The 26,480-nt window shown below is 68.8% G+C and carries 27 protein-coding genes; 8 read left to right on the top strand and 19 right to left on the bottom strand.

Features of this window, described 5'->3' with window-relative positions:
• Nucleotide 1 precedes the first annotated feature (1 nt).
• On the top strand, nt 2-1,408 hold the full coding sequence (locus tag AC1RRW_RS01545) for an NAD(P)(+) transhydrogenase (Re/Si-specific) subunit beta (protein ID WP_492898502.1): 1,407 nt from the start codon (nt 2-4) through the stop codon (nt 1,406-1,408).
• Nucleotides 1,409-1,484: 76 nt separating this feature from the next.
• Nucleotides 1,485-2,351 carry an alpha/beta hydrolase gene (locus AC1RRW_RS01540; protein ID WP_492898500.1) on the top strand — a complete coding sequence of 289 codons (867 nt, stop codon included), beginning with the start codon at nt 1,485-1,487 and terminating at the stop codon, nt 2,349-2,351.
• Here AC1RRW_RS01540 and AC1RRW_RS01535 read toward each other — a convergent pair whose 3' ends face one another.
• The 5 genes from AC1RRW_RS01535 to AC1RRW_RS01515 form a co-directional block, all read right to left on the bottom strand.
• On the bottom strand, nt 2,352-3,215 hold the full coding sequence (locus AC1RRW_RS01535) for a tetratricopeptide repeat protein (RefSeq protein WP_492898498.1): 864 nt from the start codon (nt 3,213-3,215) through the stop codon (nt 2,352-2,354). It abuts the gene before it with no gap.
• Between the two features lie 288 nt (nt 3,216-3,503).
• Complete coding sequence (gene rpsU / locus AC1RRW_RS01530; protein WP_068175090.1) at nt 3,504-3,737, bottom strand: 30S ribosomal protein S21; 234 nt, start codon at nt 3,735-3,737, stop codon at nt 3,504-3,506.
• A gap of 156 nt (nt 3,738-3,893) precedes the next feature.
• Complete coding sequence (locus AC1RRW_RS01525; RefSeq protein ID WP_492898496.1) at nt 3,894-4,991, bottom strand: 5-(carboxyamino)imidazole ribonucleotide synthase; 1,098 nt, start codon at nt 4,989-4,991, stop codon at nt 3,894-3,896.
• Nucleotides 4,988-5,515, bottom strand: coding sequence for a 5-(carboxyamino)imidazole ribonucleotide mutase (gene purE, locus AC1RRW_RS01520; protein ID WP_492898494.1), 528 nt, complete (start codon nt 5,513-5,515; stop codon nt 4,988-4,990). The genes AC1RRW_RS01525 and purE overlap by 4 nt, the downstream gene beginning before the upstream one ends.
• A gap of 92 nt (nt 5,516-5,607) precedes the next feature.
• Entirely contained in the window at nt 5,608-5,826 is a 219-nt protein-coding gene (locus tag AC1RRW_RS01515) for a YdcH family protein (RefSeq protein WP_492898492.1), read from the bottom strand.
• A 228-nt stretch (nt 5,827-6,054) separates the two neighbouring features.
• On the opposite strand from AC1RRW_RS01515, the gene AC1RRW_RS01510 reads away from it, so the two are divergent.
• Nucleotides 6,055-6,243: a YdcH family protein gene (locus AC1RRW_RS01510; protein WP_492898490.1), complete on the top strand. Its 189-nt coding sequence runs from the start codon at nt 6,055-6,057 to the stop codon at nt 6,241-6,243.
• Nucleotides 6,244-6,448: 205 nt separating this feature from the next.
• Nucleotides 6,449-7,435 carry a L,D-transpeptidase family protein gene (locus AC1RRW_RS01505; RefSeq protein WP_492898488.1) on the top strand — a complete coding sequence of 329 codons (987 nt, stop codon included), beginning with the start codon at nt 6,449-6,451 and terminating at the stop codon, nt 7,433-7,435.
• Between the two features lie 11 nt (nt 7,436-7,446).
• Here AC1RRW_RS01505 and AC1RRW_RS01500 read toward each other — a convergent pair whose 3' ends face one another.
• Together AC1RRW_RS01500 and AC1RRW_RS01495 are read right to left on the bottom strand one after the other, a co-directional pair.
• A complete protein-coding gene (locus AC1RRW_RS01500; protein WP_492898486.1) occupies nt 7,447-9,093 on the bottom strand; it encodes an acyl-CoA synthetase in 1,647 nt (548 codons plus the stop codon).
• The gene (locus tag AC1RRW_RS01495) at nt 9,090-9,929 is read right to left on the bottom strand and encodes a sulfite exporter TauE/SafE family protein (RefSeq protein WP_492898484.1); all 840 of its coding nucleotides are present in this window, start codon (nt 9,927-9,929) and stop codon (nt 9,090-9,092) included. Before AC1RRW_RS01495 ends, AC1RRW_RS01500 begins: the two co-directional genes overlap by 4 nt.
• Before the next feature lie 180 nt (nt 9,930-10,109).
• On the opposite strand from AC1RRW_RS01495, the gene AC1RRW_RS01490 reads away from it, so the two are divergent.
• Entirely contained in the window at nt 10,110-12,026 is a 1,917-nt protein-coding gene (locus tag AC1RRW_RS01490) for a propionyl-CoA synthetase (RefSeq protein WP_492898482.1), read from the top strand.
• Between the two features lie 138 nt (nt 12,027-12,164).
• Here the strand turns inward: AC1RRW_RS01490 and AC1RRW_RS01485 are convergent, their stop codons facing one another.
• The 3 genes from AC1RRW_RS01485 to AC1RRW_RS01475 all read right to left on the bottom strand — a co-directional run bounded on the left by AC1RRW_RS01485 (nt 12,165) and on the right by AC1RRW_RS01475 (nt 15,096).
• A complete protein-coding gene (locus tag AC1RRW_RS01485) occupies nt 12,165-13,055 on the bottom strand; it encodes an MBL fold metallo-hydrolase (protein ID WP_492898480.1) in 891 nt (296 codons plus the stop codon).
• Nucleotides 13,056-13,105: 50 nt separating this feature from the next.
• Nucleotides 13,106-13,831: a DUF1013 domain-containing protein gene (locus AC1RRW_RS01480; protein WP_492898478.1), complete on the bottom strand. Its 726-nt coding sequence runs from the start codon at nt 13,829-13,831 to the stop codon at nt 13,106-13,108.
• Nucleotides 13,832-14,097: 266 nt separating this feature from the next.
• Complete coding sequence (locus AC1RRW_RS01475; RefSeq protein ID WP_492898476.1) at nt 14,098-15,096, bottom strand: NAD(P)H-quinone oxidoreductase; 999 nt, start codon at nt 15,094-15,096, stop codon at nt 14,098-14,100.
• Nucleotides 15,097-15,189: 93 nt separating this feature from the next.
• On the opposite strand from AC1RRW_RS01475, the gene AC1RRW_RS01470 reads away from it, so the two are divergent.
• Nucleotides 15,190-15,390, top strand: coding sequence for a DUF1192 domain-containing protein (locus AC1RRW_RS01470; protein WP_492898474.1), 201 nt, complete (start codon nt 15,190-15,192; stop codon nt 15,388-15,390).
• A gap of 293 nt (nt 15,391-15,683) precedes the next feature.
• A complete protein-coding gene (rcdA, locus tag AC1RRW_RS01465) occupies nt 15,684-16,214 on the top strand; it encodes a protease adaptor protein RcdA (RefSeq protein WP_492898472.1) in 531 nt (176 codons plus the stop codon).
• A 110-nt stretch (nt 16,215-16,324) separates the two neighbouring features.
• On the opposite strand, the gene rpmE is transcribed toward rcdA, so the two are convergent.
• On the bottom strand, nt 16,325-16,558 hold the full coding sequence (rpmE, locus tag AC1RRW_RS01460) for a 50S ribosomal protein L31 (RefSeq protein WP_068175055.1): 234 nt from the start codon (nt 16,556-16,558) through the stop codon (nt 16,325-16,327).
• 129 nt (nt 16,559-16,687) lie between these two features.
• Here rpmE and AC1RRW_RS01455 point away from each other — a divergent pair, with 129 nt between their 5' ends.
• Nucleotides 16,688-18,481 (top strand): ABC transporter transmembrane domain-containing protein, encoded by a 1,794-nt coding sequence (locus tag AC1RRW_RS01455; protein WP_492898470.1) that lies wholly within the window; start codon nt 16,688-16,690, stop codon nt 18,479-18,481.
• On the opposite strand, the gene AC1RRW_RS01450 is transcribed toward AC1RRW_RS01455, so the two are convergent.
• The 8 genes from AC1RRW_RS01450 to AC1RRW_RS01415 all read right to left on the bottom strand — a co-directional run bounded on the left by AC1RRW_RS01450 (nt 18,478) and on the right by AC1RRW_RS01415 (nt 26,243).
• Nucleotides 18,478-19,383 carry an urea carboxylase-associated family protein gene (locus AC1RRW_RS01450; protein ID WP_492898468.1) on the bottom strand — a complete coding sequence of 302 codons (906 nt, stop codon included), beginning with the start codon at nt 19,381-19,383 and terminating at the stop codon, nt 18,478-18,480. The two genes, AC1RRW_RS01455 and AC1RRW_RS01450, sit on opposite strands and share 4 nt — an antisense overlap.
• A gap of 10 nt (nt 19,384-19,393) precedes the next feature.
• Nucleotides 19,394-20,410 (bottom strand): peptidoglycan -binding protein, encoded by a 1,017-nt coding sequence (locus tag AC1RRW_RS01445; RefSeq protein ID WP_492898466.1) that lies wholly within the window; start codon nt 20,408-20,410, stop codon nt 19,394-19,396.
• Between the two features lie 47 nt (nt 20,411-20,457).
• Nucleotides 20,458-21,495 (bottom strand): flagellar motor protein MotA, encoded by a 1,038-nt coding sequence (locus tag AC1RRW_RS01440; protein WP_492898464.1) that lies wholly within the window; start codon nt 21,493-21,495, stop codon nt 20,458-20,460.
• Between the two features lie 90 nt (nt 21,496-21,585).
• Nucleotides 21,586-22,374, bottom strand: coding sequence for an inositol monophosphatase family protein (locus tag AC1RRW_RS01435; protein WP_492898462.1), 789 nt, complete (start codon nt 22,372-22,374; stop codon nt 21,586-21,588).
• Between the two features lie 192 nt (nt 22,375-22,566).
• Nucleotides 22,567-23,514, bottom strand: coding sequence for a tetratricopeptide repeat protein (locus AC1RRW_RS01430; RefSeq protein WP_492898460.1), 948 nt, complete (start codon nt 23,512-23,514; stop codon nt 22,567-22,569).
• The gene (locus tag AC1RRW_RS01425) at nt 23,511-24,182 is read right to left on the bottom strand and encodes a thiamine phosphate synthase (RefSeq protein WP_492898458.1); all 672 of its coding nucleotides are present in this window, start codon (nt 24,180-24,182) and stop codon (nt 23,511-23,513) included. The genes AC1RRW_RS01430 and AC1RRW_RS01425 overlap by 4 nt, the downstream gene beginning before the upstream one ends.
• On the bottom strand, nt 24,179-25,333 hold the full coding sequence (locus tag AC1RRW_RS01420; RefSeq protein WP_492898456.1) for a benzoate/H(+) symporter BenE family transporter: 1,155 nt from the start codon (nt 25,331-25,333) through the stop codon (nt 24,179-24,181). Before AC1RRW_RS01420 ends, AC1RRW_RS01425 begins: the two co-directional genes overlap by 4 nt.
• Before the next feature lie 160 nt (nt 25,334-25,493).
• A complete protein-coding gene (locus tag AC1RRW_RS01415) occupies nt 25,494-26,243 on the bottom strand; it encodes a YebC/PmpR family DNA-binding transcriptional regulator (RefSeq protein ID WP_492898454.1) in 750 nt (249 codons plus the stop codon).
• Nucleotides 26,244-26,480 lie beyond the last annotated feature (237 nt).

Raw genomic sequence — 26,480 nt, 5'->3', positions numbered from 1 at the left:
CATGGCCGCGAACATCTCAGCGCTTCTCTACGTCGTCGCCGGCGTCCTCTTCATCATGGCCCTGCGCGGGCTGTCGCATCCGACGAGCTCGCGCCAGGGCAACCGCTACGGCATGATCGGCATGGCCATCGCCGCGCTGACGACGGTGCTGTTCTTCCCGCCGGCGGGTTTCTCCGGCTGGTTCCTGACAATCCTCGGCGTCGGCATCGGCGGCGGCGTCGGCGCGGTCATGGCCAAGCGCGTGCAGATGACGCAGATGCCGCAGCTTGTGGCGTTCTTCCACTCGCTGGTCGGCCTCGCCGCCGTGCTGGTCGCGGCCGCCGCGCTCTATGCGCCCGAGGCCTTCGGCATCGGCAGGATCGGCCAGATCAAGGGCGCGAGCCTGTTTGAGATGGGGCTCGGCGTCGCCATCGGCGCGATCACCTTCACCGGCTCGATCATCGCCTTCCTCAAGCTCGACGGGCGGATGAGCGGCAAGCCGATCATGCTGCCTCAGCGCCACGGCATCAATATCGGACTCGGCATCGCGCTGTTCGTGCTGCTGCTGATCTTCCTCAAGACCGAGAGCCAAGCCGTCTTCTGGCTGATCGTGCTGGTCTCGTTCGCGCTCGGCGTGCTGCTGATCATCCCGATCGGCGGGGCGGACATGCCCGTCGTCGTCTCGATGCTGAACTCCTATTCCGGCTGGGCCGCGGCCGGCATCGGCTTCACGCTCGGCAACATGGCGCTGATCATCACCGGCGCGCTGGTCGGCTCGTCCGGCGCCATCCTGTCCTACATCATGTGCAAGGCGATGAACCGGAGCTTCGTCTCCGTCATCCTCGGCGGCTTCGGCGGCGACGATGCGGCCGCCGGCGCGGGCGGGGCGGTCGAGGCGCGGCCGGTCAAGCAGGGTTCGGCGGACGACGCCGCCTACATCATGAAGAACGCCGGCAAGGTCCTGATCGTGCCGGGCTACGGCATGGCGGTGGCGCAGGCCCAGCACGCGCTGCGCGAGATGGCCGACATCCTCAAGAAGGAGGGCGTCGAGGTCAAATACGCCATCCATCCGGTCGCGGGCCGCATGCCCGGCCACATGAACGTGCTGCTGGCCGAGGCCAACGTTCCCTACGACGAGGTCTTCGAGCTCGAGGACATCAACTCGGAGTTCGGCCAGGCCGACGTCGCCTTCGTCATCGGCGCCAACGACGTCACCAATCCGGCCGCCAAGACCGACAAGGCCTCGCCGATCTACGGCATGCCGATCCTCGACGTCGAGAAGGCCAAGACCGTGCTCTTCATCAAGCGCGGCATGGCGGCGGGCTATGCCGGCGTCGAGAACGAGCTGTTCTTCCGCCCCAACACGATGATGCTGTTCGGCGACGCCAAGAAGGTGACCGACGACATCGTCAAGGCGATGGCGCACTGACGAGACGGCCGTCATCATCATGCTGCAAAGGGCCGGCTCCAATGCCGGCCCTTTCTTTTTCGGGACCTCCGGCGCGATGCTTGTGAAGCTCGTCAAGACCGCGCTGCTGACCGCCCTGATCGGCTACGGCACGATGCTCGGCCTGCTCTTCGTCAAGCAACGCGACCTGATGTATCCGCGCAATCCGGCTCGTGCCGAGACCGCGGGCGTCGCCCTTCCGGCGCTGGAGGAGACGACGCTGACGGCGTCGGACGGGGAGCGGCTCGTCGCCTGGGTCGTGCCGCCGCGCGCCGGCAAGCCGGTGCTGCTGTTCTTCCACGGCAATGCCGGCAATTTCGCGCGGCCTGTCCGGCAGGCGCGGTTCCGGGCGCTGACGGAGGACGGCACCGGCCTGTTCGCGGTGAATTATCGCGGCTATGGCGGCTCGACAGGCACGCCGAGCGAGGCCGGCCTGCTTCTCGATGCCCGCGCCGCCTATGGCGCGGCGGTCGCGCGCTTCGGTGCGGCCAACCTGATCGGATACGGCGAATCGCTCGGCACCGGCGTCGTGCTTAAGCTCGCGGCCGAGGCGCCGCTGGCGGCGATCGTGCTGGAGGCGCCCTATCTCTCGACGGCGGCCGTGGCGCAGGGCGTCTATCCTTACGTGCCTGTCTCGCTGCTCATGCTCGACCAGTTCCGCTCCGACGCCGTGATCGGCCAGGTGCGCGCGCCGCTGCTGGTGCTGCATGGCGAGCGCGACGGCGTCATCCCGTTCGCACAGGGTCAGGCTCTTTATGCGATGGCGAACGAACCGAAGCGTTTCGTGCGATTTCCGGAGGGGCGGCACGAGGATCTGCCGGCGCGAGGCTCCGTGCCGGAGGTCAGACGCTTCATCGCGGACGCCGCCGCGGGCCGGCTGACCGGCGCCGAGACGATCACCGTCGGCCAGCCGCCCGGATCCTGATCAGCTCCGGAACAGGCCGAAACCGCCGCCGCCTCCGCCCCCTATGCGGGACTGGCCGGCGCGGGCGGTGGCGTTGTTGCCGTCGAGGCTGATGGCGCGCGCGTAGTTTTCCGTCGCCTCGTTCTTCTTGCCGAGTTTTTCGTTGGCGAAGCCGCGTCCGGCCCAGGCCTCGGCGTTGCGGTTGTCGACGTTCAGCGCGGCGGTGAAATCCTCCAGCGCCGCATCGTATTTGCCGAGCGCGTTCAGGCTCTGGCCGCGCGCGATATAGGGCGGCGCGGTATAGGGGTTGCGGTCGATCACCGAGTCGAAATCGGTGACGGCATACTGGTGCTGGCCTTCCTTCTGGTAGACGAGCCCGCGCGCATGGAAGGCTTCCGCCGATTCCGGATTGAGCCGGATCGCGGTGTTGAGGTCGCTCAACGCCTGCTGGCTGTTGTTCTGGGCGCGCAGCAGATTGGCGCGGCCGATATAGGCCGGTGCGTAGTTCGGGCTGGCGGCGGTGGCGCGGTTGAAATCGGCCAGCGCCGCGTCGTTGCGACCGCTCTGGCGCAAGGCCAGCGCGCGGTTGGTGTAGGCCGAGGCGAGGTTGGGGTCGAGCTGGACCGCCTTGGTGAAGTCGCCGATTGCATCGGAAAAGCGGCCGACGCGGGCATAGGCCGCCCCGCGCGTGTTGTAGGCGGTGGGATCGTTGGGATTGCGGCTGATCACATCAGTCAGCGAGCCGATATTGACGCTGGCGTTCTCGGCCGACGAGGTGTCGATCTCGGCCACGGCCGGACCGGAGCTCATATTGGAAACGGTGTCGCAGCCCGCCAGCGCGACGGCGAGGCCAGCGACGGCCAGCCAGTTCCTGCTTGCGTTCATGCCATACCTCATCGGTTCCGTGCCTCGCCTGCCGCGCCGGGCTTTGGCCCCGCGCCGTCGTCGCGCCCCAACCGGCGGCGCTTTGCTTTCAGAGCGCCACTATCCTGCCAAGACTTGGTTAACGGCGCCGCAAAAAGCAACCGTTTCCGGACATTCCCGCCCTGCGTGGCGGCGTGGCCGGCGGAGCCGCCGCCTCAAAATGCGAATGCGCCCGGAGATGGCTCCAGGCGCAAAATCGGATGGATCGCCTTAGCCGCCTCGGCCGACAGGCCGCGGCGGGAAACCGGATCAGGGGCGCTTCGGCTTGACCGGCGCGGGCAGCAGGCCTTCGCGCTGCAGCTTCTTGCGCATGAGCTTGCGGGCGCGGCGGACGGCCTCGGCCTTCTCGCGGGCCTTCTTCTCGGAGGGCTTCTCGAAATGACCGCGCAGCTTCATCTCGCGGAAGATGCCCTCGCGCTGCATCTTCTTCTTGAGGGCGCGGAGAGCCTGATCGACGTTGTTGTCGCGAACGAGAACCTGCACGTGAGTGTCCGTTTTCAGCGGTTGGTCTGAGGATTTCGACCCGGCGACGCAACGTCTCCGGAAGGATCGTGCGGATAGCAGAATTCGATTCCGCTGTCCACGCCGCAATGCAGCGAAAAAAGCCTGCAAATGCGGGTTTTGCGCGGGCTGATGTCTTCAGGTCCCGGGCGAGACCCGCGTGACATGGCCCATCTTGCGGCCGGGCCTGGCGTCGCGCTTGCCGTAGAGATGCAGATGCGCGCCGGGCTCGGCCAGGAGCTCGCGCCAGCGCAGCGCCGCCTCGCCGATCAGGTTCTCCATCTCGACCGTGCCGCGCCGCGCGGCCGAGCCGAGCGGGAAGCCGCAGACGGCGCGAACATGCTGGTGGAACTGCGATGTTTGCGCGCCCTCGCTGGTCCAGTGCCCGGAATTGTGCACGCGCGGGGCGATCTCGTTGACGATCACCGCCTCGTTCCGGCCCTCGCCGACGACGAACAGCTCGACCGCGAACACGCCGACATAGCCGAGCGCCGCGCCGATGCTGCGGGCCGCTTCGATCGCCGCGGCGGCAGCCGGCGCGGAGACCCGCGCCGGCACGCGGGTGAAGGCGAGGATGTGGTCGCGATGCTCGTTCTCGCAGAGGTCGAAAGCCGCAAACGATCCGTCGATCCCGCGCGCCGCGACGACCGAGACCTCGCGCGTGAACGGCACGTAACCCTCCAAAATCGCCGGGAAATGCCCGATCGCCTCATAGGCTTCGGCAAGATCGGTTTCGGCCGTGATCTTGACCTGGCCCTTGCCGTCATAGCCGAAGCGGCGGGTCTTGAGGATCGAGGGATGGCCGAGAGCGGCGACGGCGGCCTCGAGACCGGCGAGCGAATCGACGGCGCGGAAGGGCGCAACCGCGAGATCGAGGCCGGCGACGAAGCTCTTCTCGCTCAGCCGGTCCTGCGTGACGGCGAGCGCCCGCGCGCCCGGATGCAGCGGCGTGCGTGCCGCAAGGAAGGCGGCGGTCGCGGCCGGCACGTTCTCGAACTCGTAGGTCACGACATCGACGGCGTCGGCGAAGCGGGCGAGCGCCGCCTCGTCCGCATAGTCGCCGACGGTGTGGCGCGCGGCGACGTCGAAGGCCGGGCTGTCGGGTTCTGGCGCGAAGATGTGGGCGCGCAGGCCGAGATCGGCCGCCGCCAGCGCGATCATGCGGGCAAGCTGGCCGCCGCCCAGGATGCCGAGCACGGCGCCGGGCGCGAGCCCCGTCGGATCGGGCGCGCTCATGCCTCGTCCCGGACCGGGCGTTCGGCGATGGCGGCGCTCTGCTTCGCCCGATAGGCGTCGAGCCGGCCGGCCAGCGCCTCGTCGGACAGGGCGAGCACGGCCGCCGCCAACAAGGCCGCGTTGACCGCGCCGGCGCGGCCGATGGCGAGCGTGCCGACCGGAATGCCGGCCGGCATCTGCACGATCGAGAGCAGGCTGTCCTGGCCCGACAGCGCCCTGGATTCGACCGGCACGCCGAAGACCGGCAGCGGCGTCAGCGAGGCGACCATTCCGGGCAGGTGCGCCGCGCCGCCCGCGCCCGCGATCACGACCTTGAAGCCTTCGGCTTTCGCTCCTTTCGCGAAGCCGACCATGCGGTCGGGCGTGCGGTGGGCGGAGACGATCCGGGCGTCATGAGCGACGGCCAGCGCATCGAGCGTCTCGGCGGCATGGCGCATCGTCGCCCAGTCGGACTGGCTGCCCATGACGATGGCGACGGGTGGGCTGGGGGTCCGGGAGGCTTCAGTCTGGGAGGCTTGGGCCATGAAACGGAACGCTTCCGCAGCTTGGGAGAGGAAGCGCGCGATCTAGACCGGGCAACGCTACGGAAGCAAGCGGCGAATGGGGCCCATGCCCTTCACGCGATGATGTCGGGCGTCAGCGCGTCCTCGATCTGGGCGATGCGGTCCTTCAGGTAGAGCTTGCGCTTCTTCAGCCGCTGCACCTGGATCTGGTTGATCGCGCCGACCCGTTCGAGCGCGTCGATGGCGGAATCGAGATCGCGATGCTCCTCGCGCAGGCGCGCGAGTTCGTTGGTGAAGGTCTCGACCTCCTCCGGGCTGAGCTCGAATCCCATGAAGCCATCTCATCATCGCCGCGATTGGGCTGGACTATGCGAAGACGCCGCACGCGCCGCAAGAGCGCGGAGCCTGCGGCGGGGCAGCCAGCGCTCATGTTCGCGCCTTCGGGGAAAGGAGTCGGTCAGGATCACCGAAAGTCATGGTGCGGCGCGAGAAAGCCCCGCAGACGCGAAGCCGGCTCTATGCCAGACTGCCCGAGTCAACCGCTCATCAGGAGGATCCAGATGTCGCTGCAGACCCATCTCGTCGAACTCGAACGCAAGCATCGTCAGCTTGAAGAGGCCATCGCCGAGGCCGTGGCCAGTCCGTCCTCGGACGATCTCAGCGTAACCGAGTTGAAGCGAAAGAAGCTGCTGCTGAAGGAAGAGATCGAGCGGGTGCGGCAGACCATGCCAGACCGTACCTTGCATTGAGGGCGTCCCCGGGTCGATGCGGGCCCGGCGTTGCGTTTCGTTTCGAGCTTTGCCGGCCCCGCGAGGGGCCGGTTTTTCATGTCCGGAGCGGCGTGTGGCGAAGGCCGCCCGAGCCGCCGCCATCGCCGCGCGGGGAAATCGTCCCGGAAATGGAACAAATCGAGCGATCCCGCGGTCTTGTGGCTGATCCCGGGCTGTGGGGAACATGACGATGCAAATCCAGTTGTCGGCCTTCGTGCTGCTGTGCCTCACCACTTTCGGCAGCGGCGCGGCGATGGCGCTCAACGCCGAGGCGATCAACCAGGCGGTGCTCCCGGCGACGGCGCCCACGGAGGATCAGGGGCCGGACCCCTTCGTCGTCAAGGCCCAGGTTCTGCTCAGCCGACGCAACATCTCGCCCGGCGTCATCGACGGCTTCGCCGGCGAGAACTACCGCAAGGCGCTCGCGCAGTTTCGCCGCCAGGCGGGGCTGCCCGCGGGCGAGGCGATGGACCCGGCCACCTTCGCCGCCCTGGGCGGCGACAATCCCGACCCGATCATCGCCCGCTACACGCTGTCGCAGGCGGACGCCGACTACGAGTTCGCCGACGCCATCCCGCGCGATTACGCCAAGCAGGCGCGGATGAAGCGGCTCTCCTACACCAGCCCCGGGGAAATGATCGCCGAGCGCTTCCATATGGGCGAGAAGCTGCTGAAGGCGCTGAATCCCGAGGCCGTCTACGACAAGGCCGGCGAGGCGATCACGGTCGTCTCCGTGAAGCGGCCGGTCCCGTCAGCTCCAGTGACCAGGGTCGATGCGGTCAAGAGCACAGGCATGGTCGTGGCCTATGGCGCCGGCGAAGCCATCCTCGCCAGCTACCCGGCGACGATCGGCAGCGAGGAAACGCCCTCTCCCGAAGGCGAACACACGATCAAGCGGATCGCCAGGAACCCGACCTACGAATACGACCCCGAGAAGAACTTCCAGCAGGGCCGGAACAAGAAGCGGCTGACCTTGCCGCGCGGCCCCAACAATCCGGTCGGCACGATCTGGATCGCCCTCTCGAAGCCGACCTTCGGCATCCACGGCACGCCGGAGCCCGCGCTGGTCAGCAAGACCTCGTCGCATGGCTGCGTCCGGCTGACGAACTGGGACGCGGAGGAACTGGCCGCGATGGTCAGGCCCGGCGTCAGGGTTCGGTTCGTCGAATAGGCAGGGCGCGCTCACAGCGCCTTCGCCATCTCCCGCAGCCTGAACTTCTGGATCTTGCCGGTCGAGGTCTTCGGCACCTCGGTGAAGACCACTGTGCGCGGGCATTTGAACGAGGCGAGCAGGCTCTTGCACCAGGCCATGATCTCGGCCTCGGTGGCGCTCTGGCCGGGTTTGAGCTCGACGAAGGCGCAAGGCGTCTCGCCCCATTTCTCATCGGGCCTCGCCACCACGGCCGCCGCCTGCACGGCCGGGTGCTTGTAGAGCGCGTCCTCGACCTCGATCGAGGAGATGTTCTCGCCGCCCGAGATGATGATGTCCTTCGAGCGGTCCTTGAGCTGGATGTAGCCGTCGGCGTAGCGCACGCCGAGGTCGCCGGAATGGAACCAGCCGCCCGCGAAGGCTTCTTGGGTCGCCTTGGGGTTCTTGAGGTAGCCCTTCATCACGACATTGCCGCGCATCATCACCTCGCCCATGCTCGTGCCGTCGCGCGGCACAGGCGCCATCGTGTCGGGATCGAGCACCTCCAGCCCTTCCAGAGCCGGATAGCGCACGCCTTGGCGCGCCTTCAGCGCCGCCTGTTCGGCGGCGGGCAGCGCGTTCCAATCGCTGTTCCAGTCATTGACCACGGCGGGGCCGTAGATCTCGGTCAGGCCGTAGAGATGCGTCACCTCGAAGCCGGCCTGGGCCATCGCGGCGAGCACGGCCTCGGGCGGCGGGGCGGCGGCGGTGAAGAAGGAGACTTTCTGCGAGAAGTCGCGCTTCTCGTCGGGCTTCGCGTTGAGCAGCGTCGACATCACGATCGGCGCGCCGCACATATGGGTCACGCCATGGTCGGCGAGCGCCTCGAACATCGCCTTGGCGCGGACCTGGCGCAGGCAGACATGGGTGCCCGCCAGGATCGAGATCGACCAGGGAAAGCACCAGCCGTTGCAATGGAACATCGGCAGCGTCCAGAGATAGACCGGGTGCTTGGCCATGCCGCAGGTGACGACGTTCGAGGTCGCGAGCAGGCTCGCACCGCGATGATGGTAGACCACGCCCTTGGGGTCGCCGGTGGTGCCCGAGGTATAGTTCAGCGAGATCGCGTCCCATTCGTCGGCCGGCATGGCCCAGGCGAAATCGGCGTCGCCCTGCACGAGGAAGTCCTCGTATTCGACGCCGCCCAGCCGCTCGCCCGACCCGTCATGGACCGGGTCGTCATAGTCGATGACGAGCGGCTTTACCGTGCACAGGGTGAGGGCGTCCTGCATCGTCTTCGAGAATTCGCGGTCGGTGATCACGACCTTCGCCTCGCCGTGGTCGAGCGAGAAGGCGATGATCGCCGCATCCAGCCGCGTGTTCAGCGTGTTCAGCACCGCGCCGCACATCGGCACGCCGTAATGGCATTCGAGCATGGCCGGCGTGTTGGGCAGCATCACTGCCACGGTGTCGTTCTTGCCGACGCCATGCTTCGCCAGCGCCGAGGCGAGGCGGCGGGCGCGGGCGTAGAACTCGGCATAGGAGCGCCGCAGCGGGCCGTGGACGATCGCGATGCGGTCCGGATAGACGCCGGCCGCCCGCTCCAGGAAGGTCAGCGGCGTCAGCGGCTGGAAATTCGCCGGATTGCGGTCGAGATCGCGGTCATAGGCGCTGGTCGTCTCTCTTGCGCTTGTCGTCATGGCGGCGGCGGTTCCCCGGATGGCTCGCCGGCAGTCCAGCCGGTTTTCCGGGGCGATGCAATCGCGACGCGGGCGTCGAGCAAATGCAGCCCGCGCACGCCATCGAACAGGAGCTTGGCGCCGACCGCGAGCAGCAACCAGTAGATGATCGTGTAGAAGCGCTCCGGCGGCACCCGGCGCACCAGCCAGACTCCTGCGAAGGTCGCGGCGATGGCGATCGGGAAAAGCGCCGCGGAGGCGCTGAGGTTAGCCGGGGTGAACTGGCCGAGCGCGAGATAGGGCGCGACCTTGATCAGGTTCATCGCGGCGAAGAAGATGGCGTTGGTGCCGACATAGACGGCGGGCGCCAACCGCTGCGGCAGGACGTAGATCTGGAAGGGCGGCCCGCCGGCATGGGCGATCATGCTGGTGAAGCCGCTGAGCGCGCCCCAGACCGTTCCCGGAGCGAACGCGGCGGGCTTGCCCGGCATCGTCGCCAGCCCGGCCCCGAGCAGACGGCGCAACGCGAATCCGATCGAGATCAACCCGACGGACAGGCCCACCGCGGCATCCGAGACCCGCGCCGCCAGCAGATAGCCGGCGAGGATGCCGAGCACCGCGCCCGGAGCCATCGTCGCAAGCGCGCGCCGGTCGAACTCGCGCCGGTAGGACCAGACGGTCACGACATCCTGCGCGATCAGCAGCGGCAGCATGATCGCCGCCGCCTGCACCGGCGAGACGACCAGCGCCATCAGCGGCAGCGACAACAGGCCGAGCCCGGAAAAGCCGCCCTTGGCCAGCCCCATCAGGATGACGGCCGGCGCCATGGCGGCGAAGAAGGCTGCGTCGAAGGTCATGGGTCGAGGATCATGGGTCGAGGATCATGGGATCAACGCACGGCCGCTCTGCGAAAGTCTGACATGCCGCACGCTTGCGCGCGGCTATGCTTGCTGCGCACGATCCGGCCAAAATCAGCCTGTCCCGCAGCCGTCTCGCGATGGGTCTAGGCCAGAACGCCGCGAAGAGGAACGCGTCCGATGAATGCCCCGCATGCACCCGGCTATGCCGAGACCTATGCGCGCTGGCAGGCCGATCCGCAGGGCTTCTGGGCAGAGGCCGCGCAGGGACTCGACTGGATCGACCCGCCGCGGACGATCTTCGACCCGGCGTCCGGCCCCTATGGCCGCTGGTTTCCGGATGCGACCTGCAACACCTGCTTCAACGCGCTCGACCGGCATGTCCGCGACGGTAGGGGCGAGCAGACCGCGCTGATCCACGACAGCCCGGTCACCGGGACGAAGGCGTCATGGACCTATGCGCAGATGCTAGACGAGGTCTCGACGCTGGCCGCCGTGCTGCAGGACCTCGGCGTCGCCAAGGGCGACCGCGTCATCGTCTACATGCCGATGGTGCCGGAGGCCGCCTTCGCCATGCTCGCCTGCGCGCGCATCGGCGCGGTTCATTCGGTCGTGTTCGGCGGCTTCGCGGCCAAGGAACTGGCGACCCGGATCGACGATGCGCGGCCGAAGGTGGTCATGACCGCGACCTGCGGCATCGAGCCGGCGCGCGTCGTCGAGTACAAGCCGCTGCTCGACGCCGCGATCGACCTCGCCGGTCACAAGCCCGAGACCTGCCTCGTGTTGCAGCGCCCGCAGGCCGATTGCTCGATGCATGTCCGGCGCGACAGGAACTGGCGCACGCTGGTCGCCGCCGCGCGCGCCAATGGCCGCAAGGCGCAATGCGTGCCGGTCGCTGCGACCGATCCCCTTTATGTGCTTTACACCTCCGGCACGACCGGCCGACCCAAGGGCGTGGTGCGCGACAATGGCGGCCACATGGTCGCGCTGAAATGGACCATGGACAATCTCTACGGGGTGAAGCCAGGCGAGGTGATGTTCACGGCGTCGGACGTCGGCTGGGTCGTCGGGCACAGCTATATCGTCTACGGTCCGCTGATCCAGGGCGCGACCTCGGTGCTCTACGAGGGTAAGCCGGTCGGCACGCCCGACGCAGGCGCGTTCTGGCGCGTCGCCGCCGAGCACGGGGCGGTGGCGCTGTTCACCGCGCCGACGGCGTTCCGCGCCATCCGCAAGGAGGATCCGCAGGCGAAGCTGATCGCCGGGCACGACCTGTCGCAATTCCGCGCGCTCTTCCTCGCCGGCGAGCGGGCCGATCCCGATACGCTGAAATGGGCCGAAGAGGTCCTGAGGGTTCCGGTGATCGACCATTGGTGGCAGACCGAGACCGGCTACTGCATCGCCGGCAACCCGATGGGGCTGGAGCTTCTGCCGGTGAAGCACGGCTCGCCGAGCGTGCCGCTGCCGGGCTTTTCCGTCGAATGCCTCGACGAGGCCGGCAAGCCCGTGCCGGCCGGGACGATGGGCGCGATCGTGCTGAAGCTGCCGCTGCCGCCCGGCGCGCTGCCGACGCTGTGGCAGGACGACGCCCGCTTCCGCGAGGCCTATCTCACGGCGTTTCCGGGCTACTACAACACCTCGGATGCCGGCTATATCGACGAGGACGGCTACATCTTCATCATGGGCCGCACCGACGACATCATCAACGTCGCCGGCCACCGGCTCTCGACCGGCGGCATGGAGGAGGCGCTGGCCAGCCATCCGGCCGTGGCCGAATGCGCCGTGGTCGGCATCCGCGACGCGCTCAAGGGCGAGCAGCCCTGCGGTTTCGTCGTGCTGAAATCCGGCGTGACGCAGGATCCCGCCGAGATCGAGCGCGAGCTCGTCGCGCTGGTTCGGGACAGGATCGGCCCCGTGGCCGCGTTCAGGCTGGCGCTGACGGTAAGCCGCCTGCCCAAGACGCGCTCGGGGAAAATCCTGCGCGCGACGATGAGGAAGATCGCCGATGGCGAGGAGTATGCGATGCCGGCGACGATCGAGGACCCGGCGGTGCTGGGCGAGATCGGGGTCGCGCTGAAAGGCCGGGGGATCGGGTAGCACCTGTCATTCCGGGGCGCGCCGTAGGCGCGAACCCGGAACCCGCGACCGGGCGAGCCGGTTGCCGAACGTCGCCGAAAGCGTTCACCCGGTCGTGTGTTCCGGGCTCTTCGTTGCGCGAAGCCCCGGAATGACGGCTCAAAATCCGATCGTCGCGCCGTTCCAGCCAAGCAGCCGTTCCGGAAGGGTCACCCGCATCAGATCCTCGCCGACGATCAGCGGGCCGGCGTAGCCCGCCGCCCTGATCTCGCGGGCAAGCACCGACGTGTCGGCGGCGGGCGGCACGAGATGGGTCAGCGCCAGCGCCTTCGCGCCCGCGCGGGTCGCGAGACCGGCCACGACCGCAGGCGTCATGTGGTAGCTCGCGACGGAGGCGACCGTCTCGGCCGAGCGGACGCCGGCGACGACCGGCATCTGACCATCGATGAAGACTTCGCAGACCAGGAGGTCGCAGCCCTGAGCCGCCTTCTCCAGTGACGCGCAAAGTCGCGTGTCGCCCGAAAAGACGATGCGGCTTTCGCCGCAGGAGAGCGCAAGCCCGATGGCCGGCTCGACCGGCTTGTGGTCGACCAGAAAGGCCTCGACGACGAGATCGCCCGTGCCGGCGACCAGACCTTCGCGAAGCTCCTCGAAGATCACCTCGAGCCCGGTCGCGTCCGGCCGCTTCTCGAAGGCGATGCGCAGCGCGCGTTCGCGGGCGAAGGCCCCGTATTGCGCGCGCATGTTCGCCAGCGCCGGCTGCGGCGCGAGCACGCGCCAAGGTCTGCTGCGGCCCTGATGCCAGGACGAGATCACGAGCTGGTAGAAATCGACCAGATGGTCGGAATGCTCGTGGGTGACGATCAGCGCGTCGACATCGGCTCCGCGGCTGCCTGCCGCGACGAGCCGCTGGCCGACGCCCGAGCCGCAATCGATCAGCAGCTTGCGGCCCGCGCCCTCTACGAGATGGGCCGGGCCGGCCCGGCGCAGGCTGACGGGCGGCGCGCCGGTGCCGAGGAGGGTGAAGGCGAGCGTGCCGGGCTGGGACATCGCGCTCTCTCAACGAAAAAGGGCCGCTGCAAGCAGCGACCCCATCATCCTCAATCCTCATCCTCGTCGGCCGGGCGCTTCATCTGCTTGAGCTTGGAGAAGACCGAATCGACGTCGATCGCGGCCTCTTCCTCGCGCTTGGGCTTGCCCATGTCGGCAAAGGTCTGGCTGAGCGCGGGCGCGGGAGCCGGCGCGGTCGTCTCCTCCGCCGGCAGCAGGGTCGAGCCGATCTCGGCGACGGCGGCCGGGCGCTCCTTGGCGGCGCGGCCGACCTCGAAATCGAGATCGATCTGCGAGCACAGCCCCAAGGAGACCGGATCGATCGGCGTCAGCGTCTGGGCGTTCCAGTGGGTGCGGTCGCGGATCTGGGCGATGGTCGACTTGGTCGTGCCGATCAGGCGGATGACCTGCGCATCCTTGAGCTCGGGATGGTTGCGCAGCAGCCAGAGGATGGCGTTGGGCCGGTCCTGGCGCTTGGAGACCGGCGTGTAACGCGGACCCTTGGCCTTCTTCATCTCGGGCACCTTCACCTTGCGCTCGGCGAGCTTGAGGTGATGGGCCGGGTTGGCGGCGGCGCGCTCCAGTTCCTCGCGGGTGAGCTGACCGGAGTTGATCGGATCGAGGCCCTTGATGCCGGCGGCGACCTCGCCATCGGCGATGCCGCGCACCTCCAGCGGGTGCAGTCTGCAGAACTCGGCGATCTGCTCGAAGGTCAGGGAGGTGTTCTCGACGAGCCAGACCGCGGTGGCCTTAGGCATCAGCGGGGGTTGTGACACGGGACGTCTCCTGAATTTCGAAATCCGGTCCTCGGACCGGGTCAGCGTCGCGGACAATAGCTCTCAGGCGCCGACCGGCCTTCCCGGCCGGCCATCCAAATCATCGGCGATGAGAGGGATGGCCGGCTTATAGGCGAGGGCGCGGCGGCTGTCCATGGAGAGCGTTGCTCTCCCGTCACTGCGAGCGCGGCGAAACAATCCAGCATCTCGCTCGACACCCGTTTGGATTGCTTCGTCCGCCGCGCCTCCTCGCAATGACGGAAAGCTCACATCGTCAGCACGATCTTGCCGATATGGGCGTTGCTCTCCATCAGCGCGTGGGCGGCGGCCGCCTCGCCGAGCGGGAAGGTCTTGAACATCACGGGCTTGCAGCGGCCGGCCTCGATCAGCGGCCAGACTTTTTCGCGCAGTTCCGCGGCGATGGCGGATTTCTCGGCGATCGTGCGCGGGCGGAGCGTCGAGCCGGTATGGGTCAGCCGCTTCATCATCAGCTTGCGGAAATCGACCTCGGCCTTGGGGCCGTCGAGGAAGGCGATCTGGACGATCCGGCCGCTCTCGGCGGCGGCCTCGTAGTTGCGGGCGATATAGTCGCCGCCGACCATGTCGAGGATCAGGTCGACGCCGCGACCGCCGGTCGCTTCCTTGCTCGCCGTGACGAAATCCTCATTCCGATAATTGATCGCGCGATCGGCGCCGAGGTCGATGCAGGCCTGGCATTTCTCGGCCGAGCCGGCGGTCGCGAGCACGGACGCGCCGAAGGCCTTGGCGAGCTGGATCGCGGTGGTGCCGATGCCCGACGTGCCGCCATGGACCATCAGGCTTTCGCCCGCCTGCAGCCGGCCGCGCTGGAAGACGTTGGTCCAGACGGTGAAATAGGTCTCGGGGATCGCTGCGGCCTCGGTGAGCGACAGGCCGGCGGGCACGGGCAGCGCATTGCTCTCATGCACGACCGCGTATTCCGCATAGCCGCCGCCGGCGACGAGGCCGCAGAGCTGGTCGCCGGACCTGAACCGGCTCGCGCCTTCGCCGAGCGCAACGACCGTGCCGGCGATCTCGAGGCCCGGAACATCGGACGCGCCGGGCGGCGGGGCATAGCCGCCCATGCGCTGGAGCACGTCGGGGCGGTTGATGCCGGCGGCCGCGACCTTGACCAGAATCTCGCCCGGCCCGGGCCGCGGCAAGGCCCGCGTCCGGGCATGCAGGACCTCGGGGCCGCCCGGCTTGTCGAAGCCGATCGCGGTCATGCTGGCGGGCAGGGCTGTCATGTCGGGGTTGTCCTGTCGGGCGTCGGGTGGAGTTGGCGGCGGCGACGCTGTAAAACCGAGCCGACCCGCGATGCATGCGAATGTGAGGCAGCCATGTCGATCTTTCCAGAGGAGGACCGCCCGAAGCCGAAATCGGTGCACGAGATCGGGCAGGATCTGTCGATGCTGTCGCTGGGGGAGATCGACGAGCGCGTCGATGCGCTGAAGGCCGAGATCGAGCGGCTGATGGCGGCGCGGGCGAAGAAGGACGCCTCGCGCTCGGCGGCCGACGCTTTTTTCCGCAAGTCGGAGTGAAAAGCGGGACGGGGCCCGGCGCCGTTAACCCGGCCTTAACGATTCCAAAGTATGAATCGCATCATCCAGTTTCTCTGGATGTCGAGTGGCTCCTGCCCACTCTGTTTGACGCCTCCCTGTTGACCTTCGAGCCGCCTTCGGGCGGCTCTTTTTTTCGTCCCTACCTTCGTTAAGGTTAACCCGACCTTACCGCAGCCCGCGCCTCGCATCGGCGCTATCCTTGCGGTGTTGGCGGCATGTGCCGTGTTCGCGTCCCGGACGCGCACACATCCGTGCCGAGGGGAGACACCGCGATGAACGATGTGCTGATGCTGGACCGCGAATCGGACGATGGGGCGATCTCGTTCGCGCGCGGCTTCGTCAAGTCCGAGGCTTTCATGGTCCTTTTCCGGGAGGGCATGGGGCTGGTCGAGCAGACCGCGTCCTATCTCGACGGCGACGGGCGCAAGGACTCCGCGGCGCTGCCGCGCGAGGTCTCGCTGACCTACGCCACCGAGAGCATGCGCCTGACCACGCGGCTGATGCAGATCGCCTCCTGGCTCCTGGTCCAGCGCGCCGTGGCCGAGGGCGAGATGACCGCCGAGCAGGCCCGCGCCGAGAACAACAAGGTCCGCATTGCTGAGCCGATGATCCAGCCGGCCCATCAGGATTTCGCCCGGCTGCCGCAGAGCCTGCGCGACCTGATGGCGCATTCGGTGCGCCTGCAGGACCGCATCCGCCATCTCGAAAGCCAGATGTCGGGCGCGACCGTGGCGCAGGAGAAGGCCAACCCGGTGCAGGACCAGCTCGCCAGCCTGCAGGCGCGGCTGGGGTTGGGCCGCTGAACCGGCATTGGCGGCGCGACCAATCGCCGCCAGACAGCAAAAGGCCCGGCCAGTAATGGCCGGGCCTTTTGCTGTCTGCCTGGGAGGCGATCAGGTCGATCGCAGCGATTTCACTTCTTGCCGAGCGCCCCGAGGCCGGCAAAGCGCGTATTGAAGCGCGAAACCCGGCCGCCGCGATCGAGCATGGTCTGCGAGCCGCCGGTCCAGGCCGGGTGCGTCGTCGGGTCGATGTCGAGATTGAGGGTGTCGCCCTCCTTGCCGAGCGTCGAACGGGTGAAGTATTCGGTGCCATTGGTCATGACGACCTTGATGGTGTGGTAGTCGGGATGGATGCCGGTCTTCATGGCGAAATCCTCAAATCGCAAGCGGGCGTGAATGACAAGCAGGCGAGCCTGCCCGGCCCGTCGAACACTTCGTATGAGCCTGTCGTGAAGTCGCGAGCGCCATAGCGCAGAGCGGCCGACAGCGCAAGCATGACAGGACCACGCGTGGCCGAGTTGAGCGATACCGAAACGAAGACCCGGCCGGATTTCCGATCGCTCTCGTCCTTCTGGCCCTATGCGCTGCGGCAGAAGGGGCGCATCGCGCTGGCGCTGCTGGCGCTCGTCGTCGCGTCCGGCGCGACGCTGATCCTGCCGCTGGCGGTCCGCCGCGTCATCGATGTCGGCTTCTCCGGCGGCGAGCAGCAGATGGCCAACAGCTATTTCATCCTGCTGATCGGCGTCGTCGCCGTTCTGGCCGTCGCGAGTTCGGCCAGGTTCTATCTCGTCATGACCGTCGGCGAGCGCATCGTCGCCGACCTGCGCGCCGACGTCTTCGCCCATCTGACCAGGCTCGAGCCCGCCTTCTTCGATTCGAGCCGGGCCGGCGACCTCGTCTCGCGGCTGACGGCCGACACCACCCAGATCAAGTCGACCTTCGGCTCGACGGCCTCGATCGCGCTGCGCAACGGCATCATGGTGATCGGCGCTCTGACGCTGATGATCGTGACGAGCCCGCAGCTTTCGGCGATCGTGATCGCGGCGATCCCGCTGATCGTGCTGCCGCTGGTGCTGTCGGGCCGTTCGGTGCGACGGCGGTCCCGCGCGGCGCAGGACCGGCTCGCCGACGCCTCCGCCTTCGCCTCGGAAGCGGTCGGCGCGATCCGGACGATGCAGTCCTTCGGGGCGGCGCGGCAGACGGCGGAGCGCTTCGCCAATGCCTCCGACGACGCCTATGGCGCCTCGCGCGCCGCCACCGCCTCGCGGGCGCTGCTCTCCGGCGTCGCGATCTTCCTCGTCAGCGCCAGCGTCGTCTGGGTGCTCTGGACCGGCGCGACCGAAGTGTTCGAGGGCCGCATGACCGGCGGGCGGCTGTCGCAGTTCATCCTCTACGCCGTGCTGGCGGCAAGCTCGCTCGGCCAGCTCTCGGAGGTCTATGGCGAGATCTCGGCTGCGGCCGGCGCGGCTGGCCGTCTCGGCGAGATCCTGGCGACCCGGCCCGCTATCGCCGCGCCGCCGAATCCGAAGCCGATGCCGCAGCCGCCGCGCGGCGAACTCGCCTTCGAGAACGTCTCTTTTTCCTATCCCGGCCGCAGCCTGTCGGCGCTGAGCGGGCTGACGCTGACCATCCGCCCCGGCGAACGCGTCGCGCTGGTCGGTCCTTCGGGGGCGGGCAAGAGCACCGTGCTGCAGCTGGCGTTGCGCTTCTACGATCCGGCCTCTGGCCGCGTCGTCGTCGATGGCGTCCGGGCGCCCGAGGCCGATCCGGAGGTCTGGCGCGAGCGCTTCGCATTGGTGCCGCAGGAGCCGACCGTGTTCGGCGTCCCGGTGCGCGACAACATCGCCTATGGAAGGCCGGGCGCGTCGCAGGCCGAGATCGAGGAGGCGGCGCGGCTCGCCGCCGCCGACGGCTTCATCAGGGCGCTGCCGGACGGTTACGAGACGATCATCGGCGAGCGCGGCGTCACGTTGTCCGGCGGCCAGCGCCAGCGCCTGGCCATCGCGCGCGCCGTGCTCAAGGACGCGCCGATCCTGCTGCTCGACGAGGCGACCAGCGCGCTCGATTCCGAAAGCGAGCGCGCCGTCCAGGACGCGCTCGATGCGCTGATGGCCGGCCGCACGACGCTGGTCGTGGCGCATCGGCTGGCCACCATCCTCTCGGCCGACCGGATCCTGGTGATGGACGAGGGCAGGGTGGTCGAGGAGGGCAGTCATTCCGAGCTGAAGGCGCGCGGCGGGCTCTATGCCCGGCTGGCGGCGCTGCAGTTCGGGCTGGAGGCGGCTTAAGCGCCTTGCAACGTCGCCGCCGCGCCATGCGTGCGCGGATAGGCGCTGGCCTCCGGCGACTGCCAGCCCTCCAGCAGTTCCTGCTCGGTCCGGAAGATCTCGATCTTCAGCGGGTAGCAGGCGGCGGTGTCGCTCGAATGGGTCGCGCCGCAATCGCCGCCGGGACAGGCCGAGAGCGCGCCGATGAGGTCGATCTCGGCGAAGAACTCGATGTAGTCGCCCGGCCGGACCGGGCTCGCCTTCATGAAGTACTGGTTCGTGTCGCGGGTGAAGCCTGTGCACATGAAGACGTTGAGCACGTCGTGGACATGGTGCTCGACCTCGCGGGGCGCGAGCCGCTTTGCCGCCGCCAGCGCCCGCGACAGGTTGGAATGGCAGCAATGGTGATAGTCGCCGCCGCCGAGCAGGCGGTTGGTGTAGGGGTCGCAGCGCGTGCCGATGACGTCGTGGATGCCGCCGCCATCGGCGTCGATGCCGTACCAGCCGAGCGTGTCGTGCGTGATCGTCGCCAGGGGGCGCAAGAATGGCATGCAGCTCCAGAGCCGGTCGCCCGTCGAGACATGGGTGGCGTGGAGCTGGCGCGTCTTGCCGCTGAAGAAGCGCTCGGAGAGGTCATTCGCGTTCCACAGGTTCAGGTCGCCGACCTGCGGCCCCTCGACGCTGACGATCCGGACGAAATGGCCCTTCGGCACGGCAAAGGCGCGCCCGTCGCGCGGCGGGACGATCACCTCGTCGATCTTGGTCAGGTGCGCGCGGGCCCGGTCGAGCAGCGCCATGTCGACGGGCGGCAGTTTGGCGACGGGGTAGCAGACGACGGCGGCCTTGGCGCGGCGCGCGGCGGCGTCCGCCGGCGCGGCGATGGAGCCGGCTTTGGCCGAGGGTTGCGGGTTGACCTGATCCATCGTCTCTCCCTCACCGCTCGGTGATCTTGAATTCGATGCGGCGGTTCCTGCGATAGGCCTCGTCGCTGTTGGCGACGTCGAGGGGCTGGAACTCGCCGAAGCCGGTGGCGGCGATGCGGTCGGGCGGGATGCCCTTGGTGATCAGGTACTCGACCACCGAGACGGCGCGCGCGGTCGAAAGGTTCCAGTTCGACTGGAATTGAGCCGTCCGAATCGGGCGGTTGTCGGTATGGCCGTCGACGCGCAGGATCCAGGGGATGTCCGGCGGCATCTCGCGGCCGAGATCGGCGATGATCGCGCCGAGCTTGTCGAGTTCGCCGCGGCCGTCCGGCTTGAGCACGGCCTGGCTCGCGTCGAAGAAAACCTCTGACTGGAAGACGAAGCGGTCGCCGACGACGCGGATATCGGGGCGCGTGCCGAGCACCTGGCGCAGGCGGCCGAAGAAGTCGGAGCGATAGCGCGCCAGCTCCTGCACGCGCTGCGCCAGGGCCACGTTCAGCCGCGAGCCGAGCTCGGAGATGCGCGCCTGCGATTCCTTGTCCTTGGCCTCGGACGCGCCGAGCGCCTCCTCGAGCGCGGCGAGCTGGCGGCGCATCGCGACGATCTGCTGGTTGACCATCTCGACGGTGGCCTGGGCCCGGGCCGAGAGCTGCCGTTCGGTCTCGATCGTCTTCCGCGCGTCGGCGAGCTGGGCCGGCGCGTCGCTGTTCTGCTGCTCCAGCAGGCCCTGGATACGCCCGCGCTCGCCCTGTTCGCGGGTCAGCGTCGATTGCAGCAGCGCGAGGTTCTCCTGCGTCTGCCGGTTGGTCGAACGCTCCAGGGCGAGCAGGTCGGTCAGCTCGGAAATCTGGCGGTTGAGCCGGTCCAGCGCGGTGTCCTTGCCGGTCAGCTCCTGCGACAGGAAGAACTGGCCGAGCACGAAGACCGAAAGCAGGAAGACGATGCCGATCAGCATCGTCGAGAGCGCGTCGACGAAGCCCGGCCAGAAATTGGTCTCATCGCGGCGGTGGGAGCGGGAAAGGGCCATCGTTCAGGTCCTGCGGGCGTCGGGATCATGCGCAATCTGCCGCGCGATCATGGCTCCATCATGCTGTCGTTGGTCAGCCGCTCGATCAGGCGCTTGAGGTCCTTCTCGCGCGCGGCCTGCGCCTCGACCCAGTCGCGGATGAGCTGCTGTTCGGCCCGCATGTGCTGGACCAGGCCCTGCACGCCCTCGGCGAGATTGGCGAGCGCCTGCGTCGCGGCGCGGTTGTTGGCGCCGCCCTCGCTCATCGCCTCGCCGAGCTTGTCGAGGCGCTCGGCGAGGCCGTCGCCGCCGCGCGGCTGGAACGCCATGGCGAGCGCCGGCGTGCCCGTGGTCGAGGTGCGCGTGCCGAGCCAGGTCTCGACCTCGTTGCGGAAGCGGCGCTGGGCCTGCGCCACCTGCAATTCGAGGAAGCCGAGCACCAGCGAGCCGGCGATGCCGAAGAGCGAGGACGAGAAGGACAGCCCCATGCCGGCGAGCGGGGCGGCGAGGCCGGCCTTGAGCTCGTCGAACAGCACGCCGGCTTCCGCGCCGGTGCGCAGGGATTTGATGACGTTGCCGACCGAGGAGACGGTGTCGAGCAGGCCCCAGAAGGTGCCGAGCAGGCCGAGGAAGACGAGCAGGCCGCCGAGATAGCGCAGCACCTCGCGCCCGTCGTCGAGCCTGACCGCGACCGATTCCAGCAGCGTGGTCGCCTGCGCGGGAGCGAGGCTGCCGACCTCCAGCGCCGGCAGGACGCCGCCCAATGGCGCGATCACCTGGCGGCGGTCGATGCGGGCGCGGCCGGGGTCGGCGGCGAGGCGGTTGGCGGCGCCGGCCTCCGAGTGGATGCGCCAGAGCTCGCGCAGCGCGATCAGGCAGCCGACGGCGAGCGCGCCGAGGATCAGGCCGTTCAGGCCCGGATTGGTCATGAAGGCCGAAACCAGCCCGCCCTGCAGGATGAAGCCGAGGAAGCCGATCAGCGCCAGGAACAGGATCGCGCGGATCGCATAGCGCAGCGGACGCGAAAACCTCGTCTCCTCCTGGCGAGCCTCCTGCCGCCTCGGTGCGATAGCGGCCGGCTCCGCCGCCATGTCCTCATTCGCCATGCTTTTTCAATCCATCCGGATTTGTCGTCGCGGCCCGGACTGTCGCCTCCCGTGCCGCCATGATCAAGCGGGAAAGAACAAAGGGATATGTCAGCCCGCCGACTTCAGAGCGGCACGGAGGGCTTGTTCGCCGGCTTCGTTGCCGCAGATCACGTCCTTCGCCGCCGTCGGCTGCTTGCCGTCGAGGGTGCCGAAGGCGCCGCCCGCCTCGCGGATCAGCACCGCGCCGGCGGCGAAATCCCAGCTGTTGAGCCCGCGCTCCCAATAGGCGTCCATGCGGCCGGCGGCGACATAGGCGATGTCGAGCGCGGCCGAGCCCATGCGCCTGACATTGGCGAACCGGGCCATCGCCGCGCCGAGTTCGCGCAGGAAGAGCGGGTGGCCGGGCTTGCCGATATGGGGGATGCCGGTGCCGATCAGCATGTCGGCCGGCTCGCGCCTCCCCGAGACGCGCAGGCGACGGTTGTTGACATAGGCGCCCTTGCCCTTCTCGGCCACGAACATCTCGTCCTTGGCGGCGTCGTAGACCACGCCGGCAATGAACTGGTTGTCGCGCTCCAGCGCGACCGAGATGTTCCAGTGCGGGATGCCGCGCAGGAAGTTGTGCGTGCCGTCGAGCGGGTCGATGTGCCAGCGGTTGCTCTCGTCCGTGCCGGCGACGGCGCCACTCTCCTCCATCACGAAGCCATAGCCCGGCCGCGCCTTCTCCAGCGCGGCGCGGATGATCTCCTCGGCCTTGTGGTCGGCCTTGGAGACGAAGTCGCCCGGCCCCTTGGCCAGCACCTGCAGGTTCTCGACCTCGCCGAAATCGCGCTTCAGCGAGCGCGATGCCTTCATCACGGCGTCCGTCATCACGGTCATCAGGGGGGAGCGGATCATCGATACCTCGTGCGCGCCGATGCGCGATTTCGATCGGTTTCCCCACAGTCCTCATCCTGATGAGCAGGCGAAGCCTGCGTCTCGAAGGATGCTCCAGATGTCTCTTGCGCGAACTGGAGCATCCTTCGAGACGCGCCTGCGGCGCTCCTCGGGATGAGGGGGTTGGGGATATCAGCCGAAAGGTTCAGCGTGTCACTTGCTCGCCTGGCCGGACGACGTCAAGGCCGCGCCCTCGATGCGGGTCGCGGCAAGAGCCGCGGCGCGGCCCTGCTGCTCGGGGTTCAGTCCGTCGAAAAGCTGGTCGAGCTGGGGGTCGGCGAGCCCGCGCGCGCGGGCCGCGAGATGCCAGGCGGCGGCCTCGATCGAGTCCGGCGGAATGCCGCGCCCGGTCTGGTAGAGCCTGGCCAGCCGGTTCTGGGCGATCGGGTTGCCCTTGCCGGCGGCGCGCAGGAAGAACCGCGCGGCGGCGGTCTCGTCCTTGGCGACCCCCGTGCCGTTGAACAGCATGATCGCGTATTCGACCTCGCCGGGGATGTAGCCCGCATTGGCGGCGCGGGCCATCCAGTCGGCGGCCTTCGCGTCGCTTTGCGGCATGGCCCGGCCTTGCTTCGCCAGCGTGCCGAGCGCATGCAGCGCCTCGCCGATATCGGCGCGGGCGGCGATCTCGAGGCAGGCGACGGCGCGGGCCTCGTCGGCCGGTTCTCCCGTCGCGAGCAGGGCCAGCGCGAGGTTGTAGTTGGCTGCGGGGTGGCCGGCGGCGGCGGCCTGCTCCAGCAACTGGCCGGCGCGAACAGGGTCGGCCCTGACCTTGTCGGAGCCGGCATTGCCGAGCAGCGCGATGGCGAGCGCGTAGATCGCGTTGATGTCGCCGCGCTCGGCGGCGCGGGCATACCATTCGGTCGCGGCGACGGCGTCCTCGGGCACGCCGAGGCCCTGCCGGTAGATCTCGCCGAGCAGGGTCATCGCGGCCGCGTCGCTGGTGTCGGCCTCGATCCGCTTCAGCGCCTCCTGCACGGCGCGGCGGTAATGCCCGGTCTGGTAGGCGCCATAGGCGAGGTCGGGCGTCGCGGCTCGCGCATCGGCCGCGGCTGAGAGGATGATCCCGGCCGCCAGCGCGAGGCTGCGCCAGCGCGCGCTCATGTCGTGACCTTGCTGGCGTGAGCCTGGCCGCGCGCGGCATGGGCCGCGATCGCCGCGTTGGCCTCGGTCACGAGGCCGCGGATGTCCACGCCGTCCGCAAAGGCCCAATCGCCCAGCGCCACGAATTCGGCCCGGGTCTCGACGAGCGCGGGAATCGACTCCGCATCCGGCGCATAGGCGACGCAGGGCGTCTCGAAGATCTCGGCCCACCAGCCGGCGCGTTCGATCACCGCCGGCAGCGGCGGCAGCGAGCCGTCCGGGCGCGGCTCCCCGAACATGACGTAGTCGACGCCGGCCTCGCCGATGTCCATCGCGTCGTGGCGGGCGCGCAGAAGCCCTGCGCCGATGATGCGTTCGCTCTTCAGGCTGGAGCGCGCTTCCGCGACGGCCTCCGGCCCTTGGGTCAGATGGACGCCGTCGGCGCCGCCGCGCGCGGCGACGAGCGCCGACGCCTCGACGACGAGCGCGACGTTCTGCGCCTGCACGGGGCCGGCGAGGCGCTTGACCGTCTCGATGCGGCCGCGGTCGTCGCCCTCGGGCAGGCGAAGCAGCACGGCGGCGACGTCGCCGCCGGCAAAGGCCTGCATCAGGCGAAACGCCATCGCCTCGGGGTCGGCGACCCTGGGCGTCACCAGCATCAGGCGGGTTTGGGGAGCGTGCGTGGTCATGATCTGGCGCGCAAACGGCCTGCCAGCGTGTCCAATGTCAAGACCGCGAGGCCCGCGACCAGGCTCCAGAAGGCCGATCCGACGCCGAACAGCGACAGGCTGGAGGCCGCGACCGCGAAGGCGACGACGGCGGCGAAACGTTCCCTCCCGGCGGTCATCGCCTGGCCGAGCGCGCCGGTCAGCGAGCCGACGAGACCGAGCCCGGCGACCGCGACGATCAGCGCCTTGGGCATGGCGACGATCAGCGCGAGCAGGAGGCCCGCGCAGGCGGCGATGCCGAGATAGGCGAGCCCGTAGAGGATGCCGGCCTTCCAGCGCTCTCCCGGGTCGGGGTGGGTGTCCGGGCCGGTGCAGATCGAGGCGCTGATCGCGGCCATGTTGACCATGTGCGAGCCGAACGGGGCGGCGAGGAACGAGGCGAGGCCGGTGACGAAGAGGCCCGGCGCCGTCGGCGGCTGATAGCCCGCCGCGCGCAGGACCGCGAAGCCGGGCAGGTTCTGCGCCGCCATGGTGACGAGATAGAGCGGGATGCCGACGCCGAGCAGGGCCGCGGCGTCGAAGCGCGGCGTGACGAGCTCGAGACTGGTCAGCGACAGAGGCCCGCCCGGCCAGCTCGCGAGGCCCGTCGCGAAGCTGACCGCGAGGCCGGCCGCCAACGCGGCGATGACGCCGAGGAACGGGTTGACCAGCCGCGCCAGCAGGAAGATCGCCAGCAGCGGCAGCACGAGGCCGGGGCTGAGCTTCATCTCGTCGAAGACGGCGACGACGAAGCGGAAGATCACGCCGGCCAGCATCGCCGAGGCGATCGGCATCGGGATGCGCTCGACCAGCGCGCCCAGCGGCCGGAACGCGGCGGTCAGCATCATCAGCACGGCCGAGAGCAGGAACGCGCCGACGGCGGCCGCGATGTCGAGCCCGCTCGTCGCCGCGATCAGCGCCGCCCCCGGCGTCGACCAGGCGCAAATCATCGGCATCCTGTGGCGCCAGGACAGCCAGATGCCGGCGCCGGCCTGGGCGATGGCGAGACCGGCGATCCAGGAGACGGCCTGGCCGGGCGTCGCGCCGACGGCCTGCGTCGCGGCCAGCACCACGGCGACGGAGGCGGCGAAGCCGACGAAGGCCGCGACCAGCGCGGAGAAGACGATCGACATGGGCGCTCGCGCGGCGGGGCGGCATCGGCCGGAACGGAGAGGCGACCGCGTCCTTCAACCAGAAATCGCCGCCGCCCGGAAGGCCTTGCGCGGTGGACGGCCATACGGCCGGCGCCTGTCGCGCGGCAACTGGTTGGGGCCGTAACGAATGGCGTGCGGCTTAGCCCGCGCCGAGCCTCGCCATGATCTCGTCGCTGATCTCGAAATTGGCGAAGACGTTCTGCACGTCATCGTCATTGTCGAGCGCCTCCATCAGTTTGATCATCGAGGCGGCCTTCTCCTCGTCGAGCGGCGCCGAGGTGCTCGGCCGCCAGACCGGCTTGGCGGAGGAAGGCTGGCCGAGCGCCGCCTCCAGCGCCTTGGAGACCTCGTTCAGGGCGTCGAAAGCGCAGAGGATGACGTGGCCGGTCTCGTCGGAGATGACGTCGTCGGCGCCGGCCTCGATCGCGGCCTCCATCACCTTGTCGGCGTCGCCGGCTTCCGGCGGATAGCTGATCTCGCCGACGCGGGCGAACATGAACGAGACCGAATTGCTCTCGCCCAGCGCCCCGCCTGATTTGGTGAAATAGGAGCGCACGGCGGAGGCCGTGCGGTTGCGGTTATCGGTCAGCGCCTCGACGATGACGGCCGCGCCGCCCGGCCCGTAGCCCTCGTAGCGGACCTCGTCATAGTTTTCGCCTTCGCCGCCGGCGGCCTTGTTGATGGCGCGCTGGATGTTGTCCTTGGGCATGTTCTCGGCGCGCGCGGCGAGCACCGCCATGCGCAGGCGCGGGTTCATCGCGGGGTCGGGCATGCCCATCTTGGCGGCGACGGTGATCTCGCGACCGAGCTTCGAGAACAGCTTGGCGCGCACCGCGTCCTGCTTGCCCTTGCGGTGCATGATATTCTTGAACTGGGAATGCCCGGCCATGGGATGTCGGCCTCCGCTCTCGCTGTCGAATGGGCCCGCAGGCTGGACCGCCCTGCGGCGATCACGGTTCGGAGCGCCTTATAGGCGGCACGTTTGGCGGCAGGCAAGACTTTGCCCAGGACGCAACGGATAGCCGCCAAACGCATGAAAACAACGCATGGCCCGACTCCCGCCTCGTCGTCGTTAAGGCATTGTTCGCCAATCCAGGCCACCCTGAGGTTGTGACGACATGCCGGC

Source organism: Allobosea sp. GW821-FHT12C12 (assembly GCF_058807355.1).
The sequence above is the reverse complement of the archived record's forward strand: the minus strand, read 5'-3'. Positions and strand labels throughout refer to the sequence as shown.

What these genes read in the sequence shown, in the direction of transcription:
- AC1RRW_RS01525 (WP_492898496.1), bottom strand. Translation starts at nt 4,991, where the DNA reads ATGAGCGCGCCCGATCCGACGGGGCTCGCGCCCGGCGCCGTGCTCGGC.
- AC1RRW_RS01455 (WP_492898470.1), top strand. Translation starts at nt 16,688, where the DNA reads ATGACAGGACCACGCGTGGCCGAGTTGAGCGATACCGAAACGAAGACC.
- AC1RRW_RS01450 (WP_492898468.1), bottom strand. Translation starts at nt 19,383, where the DNA reads ATGGATCAGGTCAACCCGCAACCCTCGGCCAAAGCCGGCTCCATCGCC.
- AC1RRW_RS01515 (WP_492898492.1), bottom strand. Translation starts at nt 5,826, where the DNA reads ATGGGATTCGAGCTCAGCCCGGAGGAGGTCGAGACCTTCACCAACGAA.
- AC1RRW_RS01545 (WP_492898502.1), top strand. Translation starts at nt 2, where the DNA reads ATGGCCGCGAACATCTCAGCGCTTCTCTACGTCGTCGCCGGCGTCCTC.
- AC1RRW_RS01425 (WP_492898458.1), bottom strand. Translation starts at nt 24,182, where the DNA reads ATGACCACGCACGCTCCCCAAACCCGCCTGATGCTGGTGACGCCCAGG.
- AC1RRW_RS01500 (WP_492898486.1), bottom strand. Translation starts at nt 9,093, where the DNA reads ATGACGACAAGCGCAAGAGAGACGACCAGCGCCTATGACCGCGATCTC.
- AC1RRW_RS01445 (WP_492898466.1), bottom strand. Translation starts at nt 20,410, where the DNA reads ATGGCCCTTTCCCGCTCCCACCGCCGCGATGAGACCAATTTCTGGCCG.
- AC1RRW_RS01540 (WP_492898500.1), top strand. Translation starts at nt 1,485, where the DNA reads ATGCTTGTGAAGCTCGTCAAGACCGCGCTGCTGACCGCCCTGATCGGC.
- AC1RRW_RS01415 (WP_492898454.1), bottom strand. Translation starts at nt 26,243, where the DNA reads ATGGCCGGGCATTCCCAGTTCAAGAATATCATGCACCGCAAGGGCAAG.
- AC1RRW_RS01535 (WP_492898498.1), bottom strand. Translation starts at nt 3,215, where the DNA reads ATGAACGCAAGCAGGAACTGGCTGGCCGTCGCTGGCCTCGCCGTCGCG.
- rpmE (WP_068175055.1), bottom strand. Translation starts at nt 16,558, where the DNA reads ATGAAGACCGGCATCCATCCCGACTACCACACCATCAAGGTCGTCATG.
- AC1RRW_RS01490 (WP_492898482.1), top strand. Translation starts at nt 10,110, where the DNA reads ATGAATGCCCCGCATGCACCCGGCTATGCCGAGACCTATGCGCGCTGG.
- AC1RRW_RS01495 (WP_492898484.1), bottom strand. Translation starts at nt 9,929, where the DNA reads ATGACCTTCGACGCAGCCTTCTTCGCCGCCATGGCGCCGGCCGTCATC.
- AC1RRW_RS01485 (WP_492898480.1), bottom strand. Translation starts at nt 13,055, where the DNA reads ATGTCCCAGCCCGGCACGCTCGCCTTCACCCTCCTCGGCACCGGCGCG.
- rcdA (WP_492898472.1), top strand. Translation starts at nt 15,684, where the DNA reads ATGAACGATGTGCTGATGCTGGACCGCGAATCGGACGATGGGGCGATC.
- AC1RRW_RS01420 (WP_492898456.1), bottom strand. Translation starts at nt 25,333, where the DNA reads ATGTCGATCGTCTTCTCCGCGCTGGTCGCGGCCTTCGTCGGCTTCGCC.
- AC1RRW_RS01470 (WP_492898474.1), top strand. Translation starts at nt 15,190, where the DNA reads ATGTCGATCTTTCCAGAGGAGGACCGCCCGAAGCCGAAATCGGTGCAC.
- AC1RRW_RS01475 (WP_492898476.1), bottom strand. Translation starts at nt 15,096, where the DNA reads ATGACAGCCCTGCCCGCCAGCATGACCGCGATCGGCTTCGACAAGCCG.
- purE (WP_492898494.1), bottom strand. Translation starts at nt 5,515, where the DNA reads ATGGCCCAAGCCTCCCAGACTGAAGCCTCCCGGACCCCCAGCCCACCC.
- AC1RRW_RS01440 (WP_492898464.1), bottom strand. Translation starts at nt 21,495, where the DNA reads ATGGCGAATGAGGACATGGCGGCGGAGCCGGCCGCTATCGCACCGAGG.
- AC1RRW_RS01505 (WP_492898488.1), top strand. Translation starts at nt 6,449, where the DNA reads ATGACGATGCAAATCCAGTTGTCGGCCTTCGTGCTGCTGTGCCTCACC.
- AC1RRW_RS01510 (WP_492898490.1), top strand. Translation starts at nt 6,055, where the DNA reads ATGTCGCTGCAGACCCATCTCGTCGAACTCGAACGCAAGCATCGTCAG.
- AC1RRW_RS01430 (WP_492898460.1), bottom strand. Translation starts at nt 23,514, where the DNA reads ATGAGCGCGCGCTGGCGCAGCCTCGCGCTGGCGGCCGGGATCATCCTC.
- AC1RRW_RS01435 (WP_492898462.1), bottom strand. Translation starts at nt 22,374, where the DNA reads ATGATCCGCTCCCCCCTGATGACCGTGATGACGGACGCCGTGATGAAG.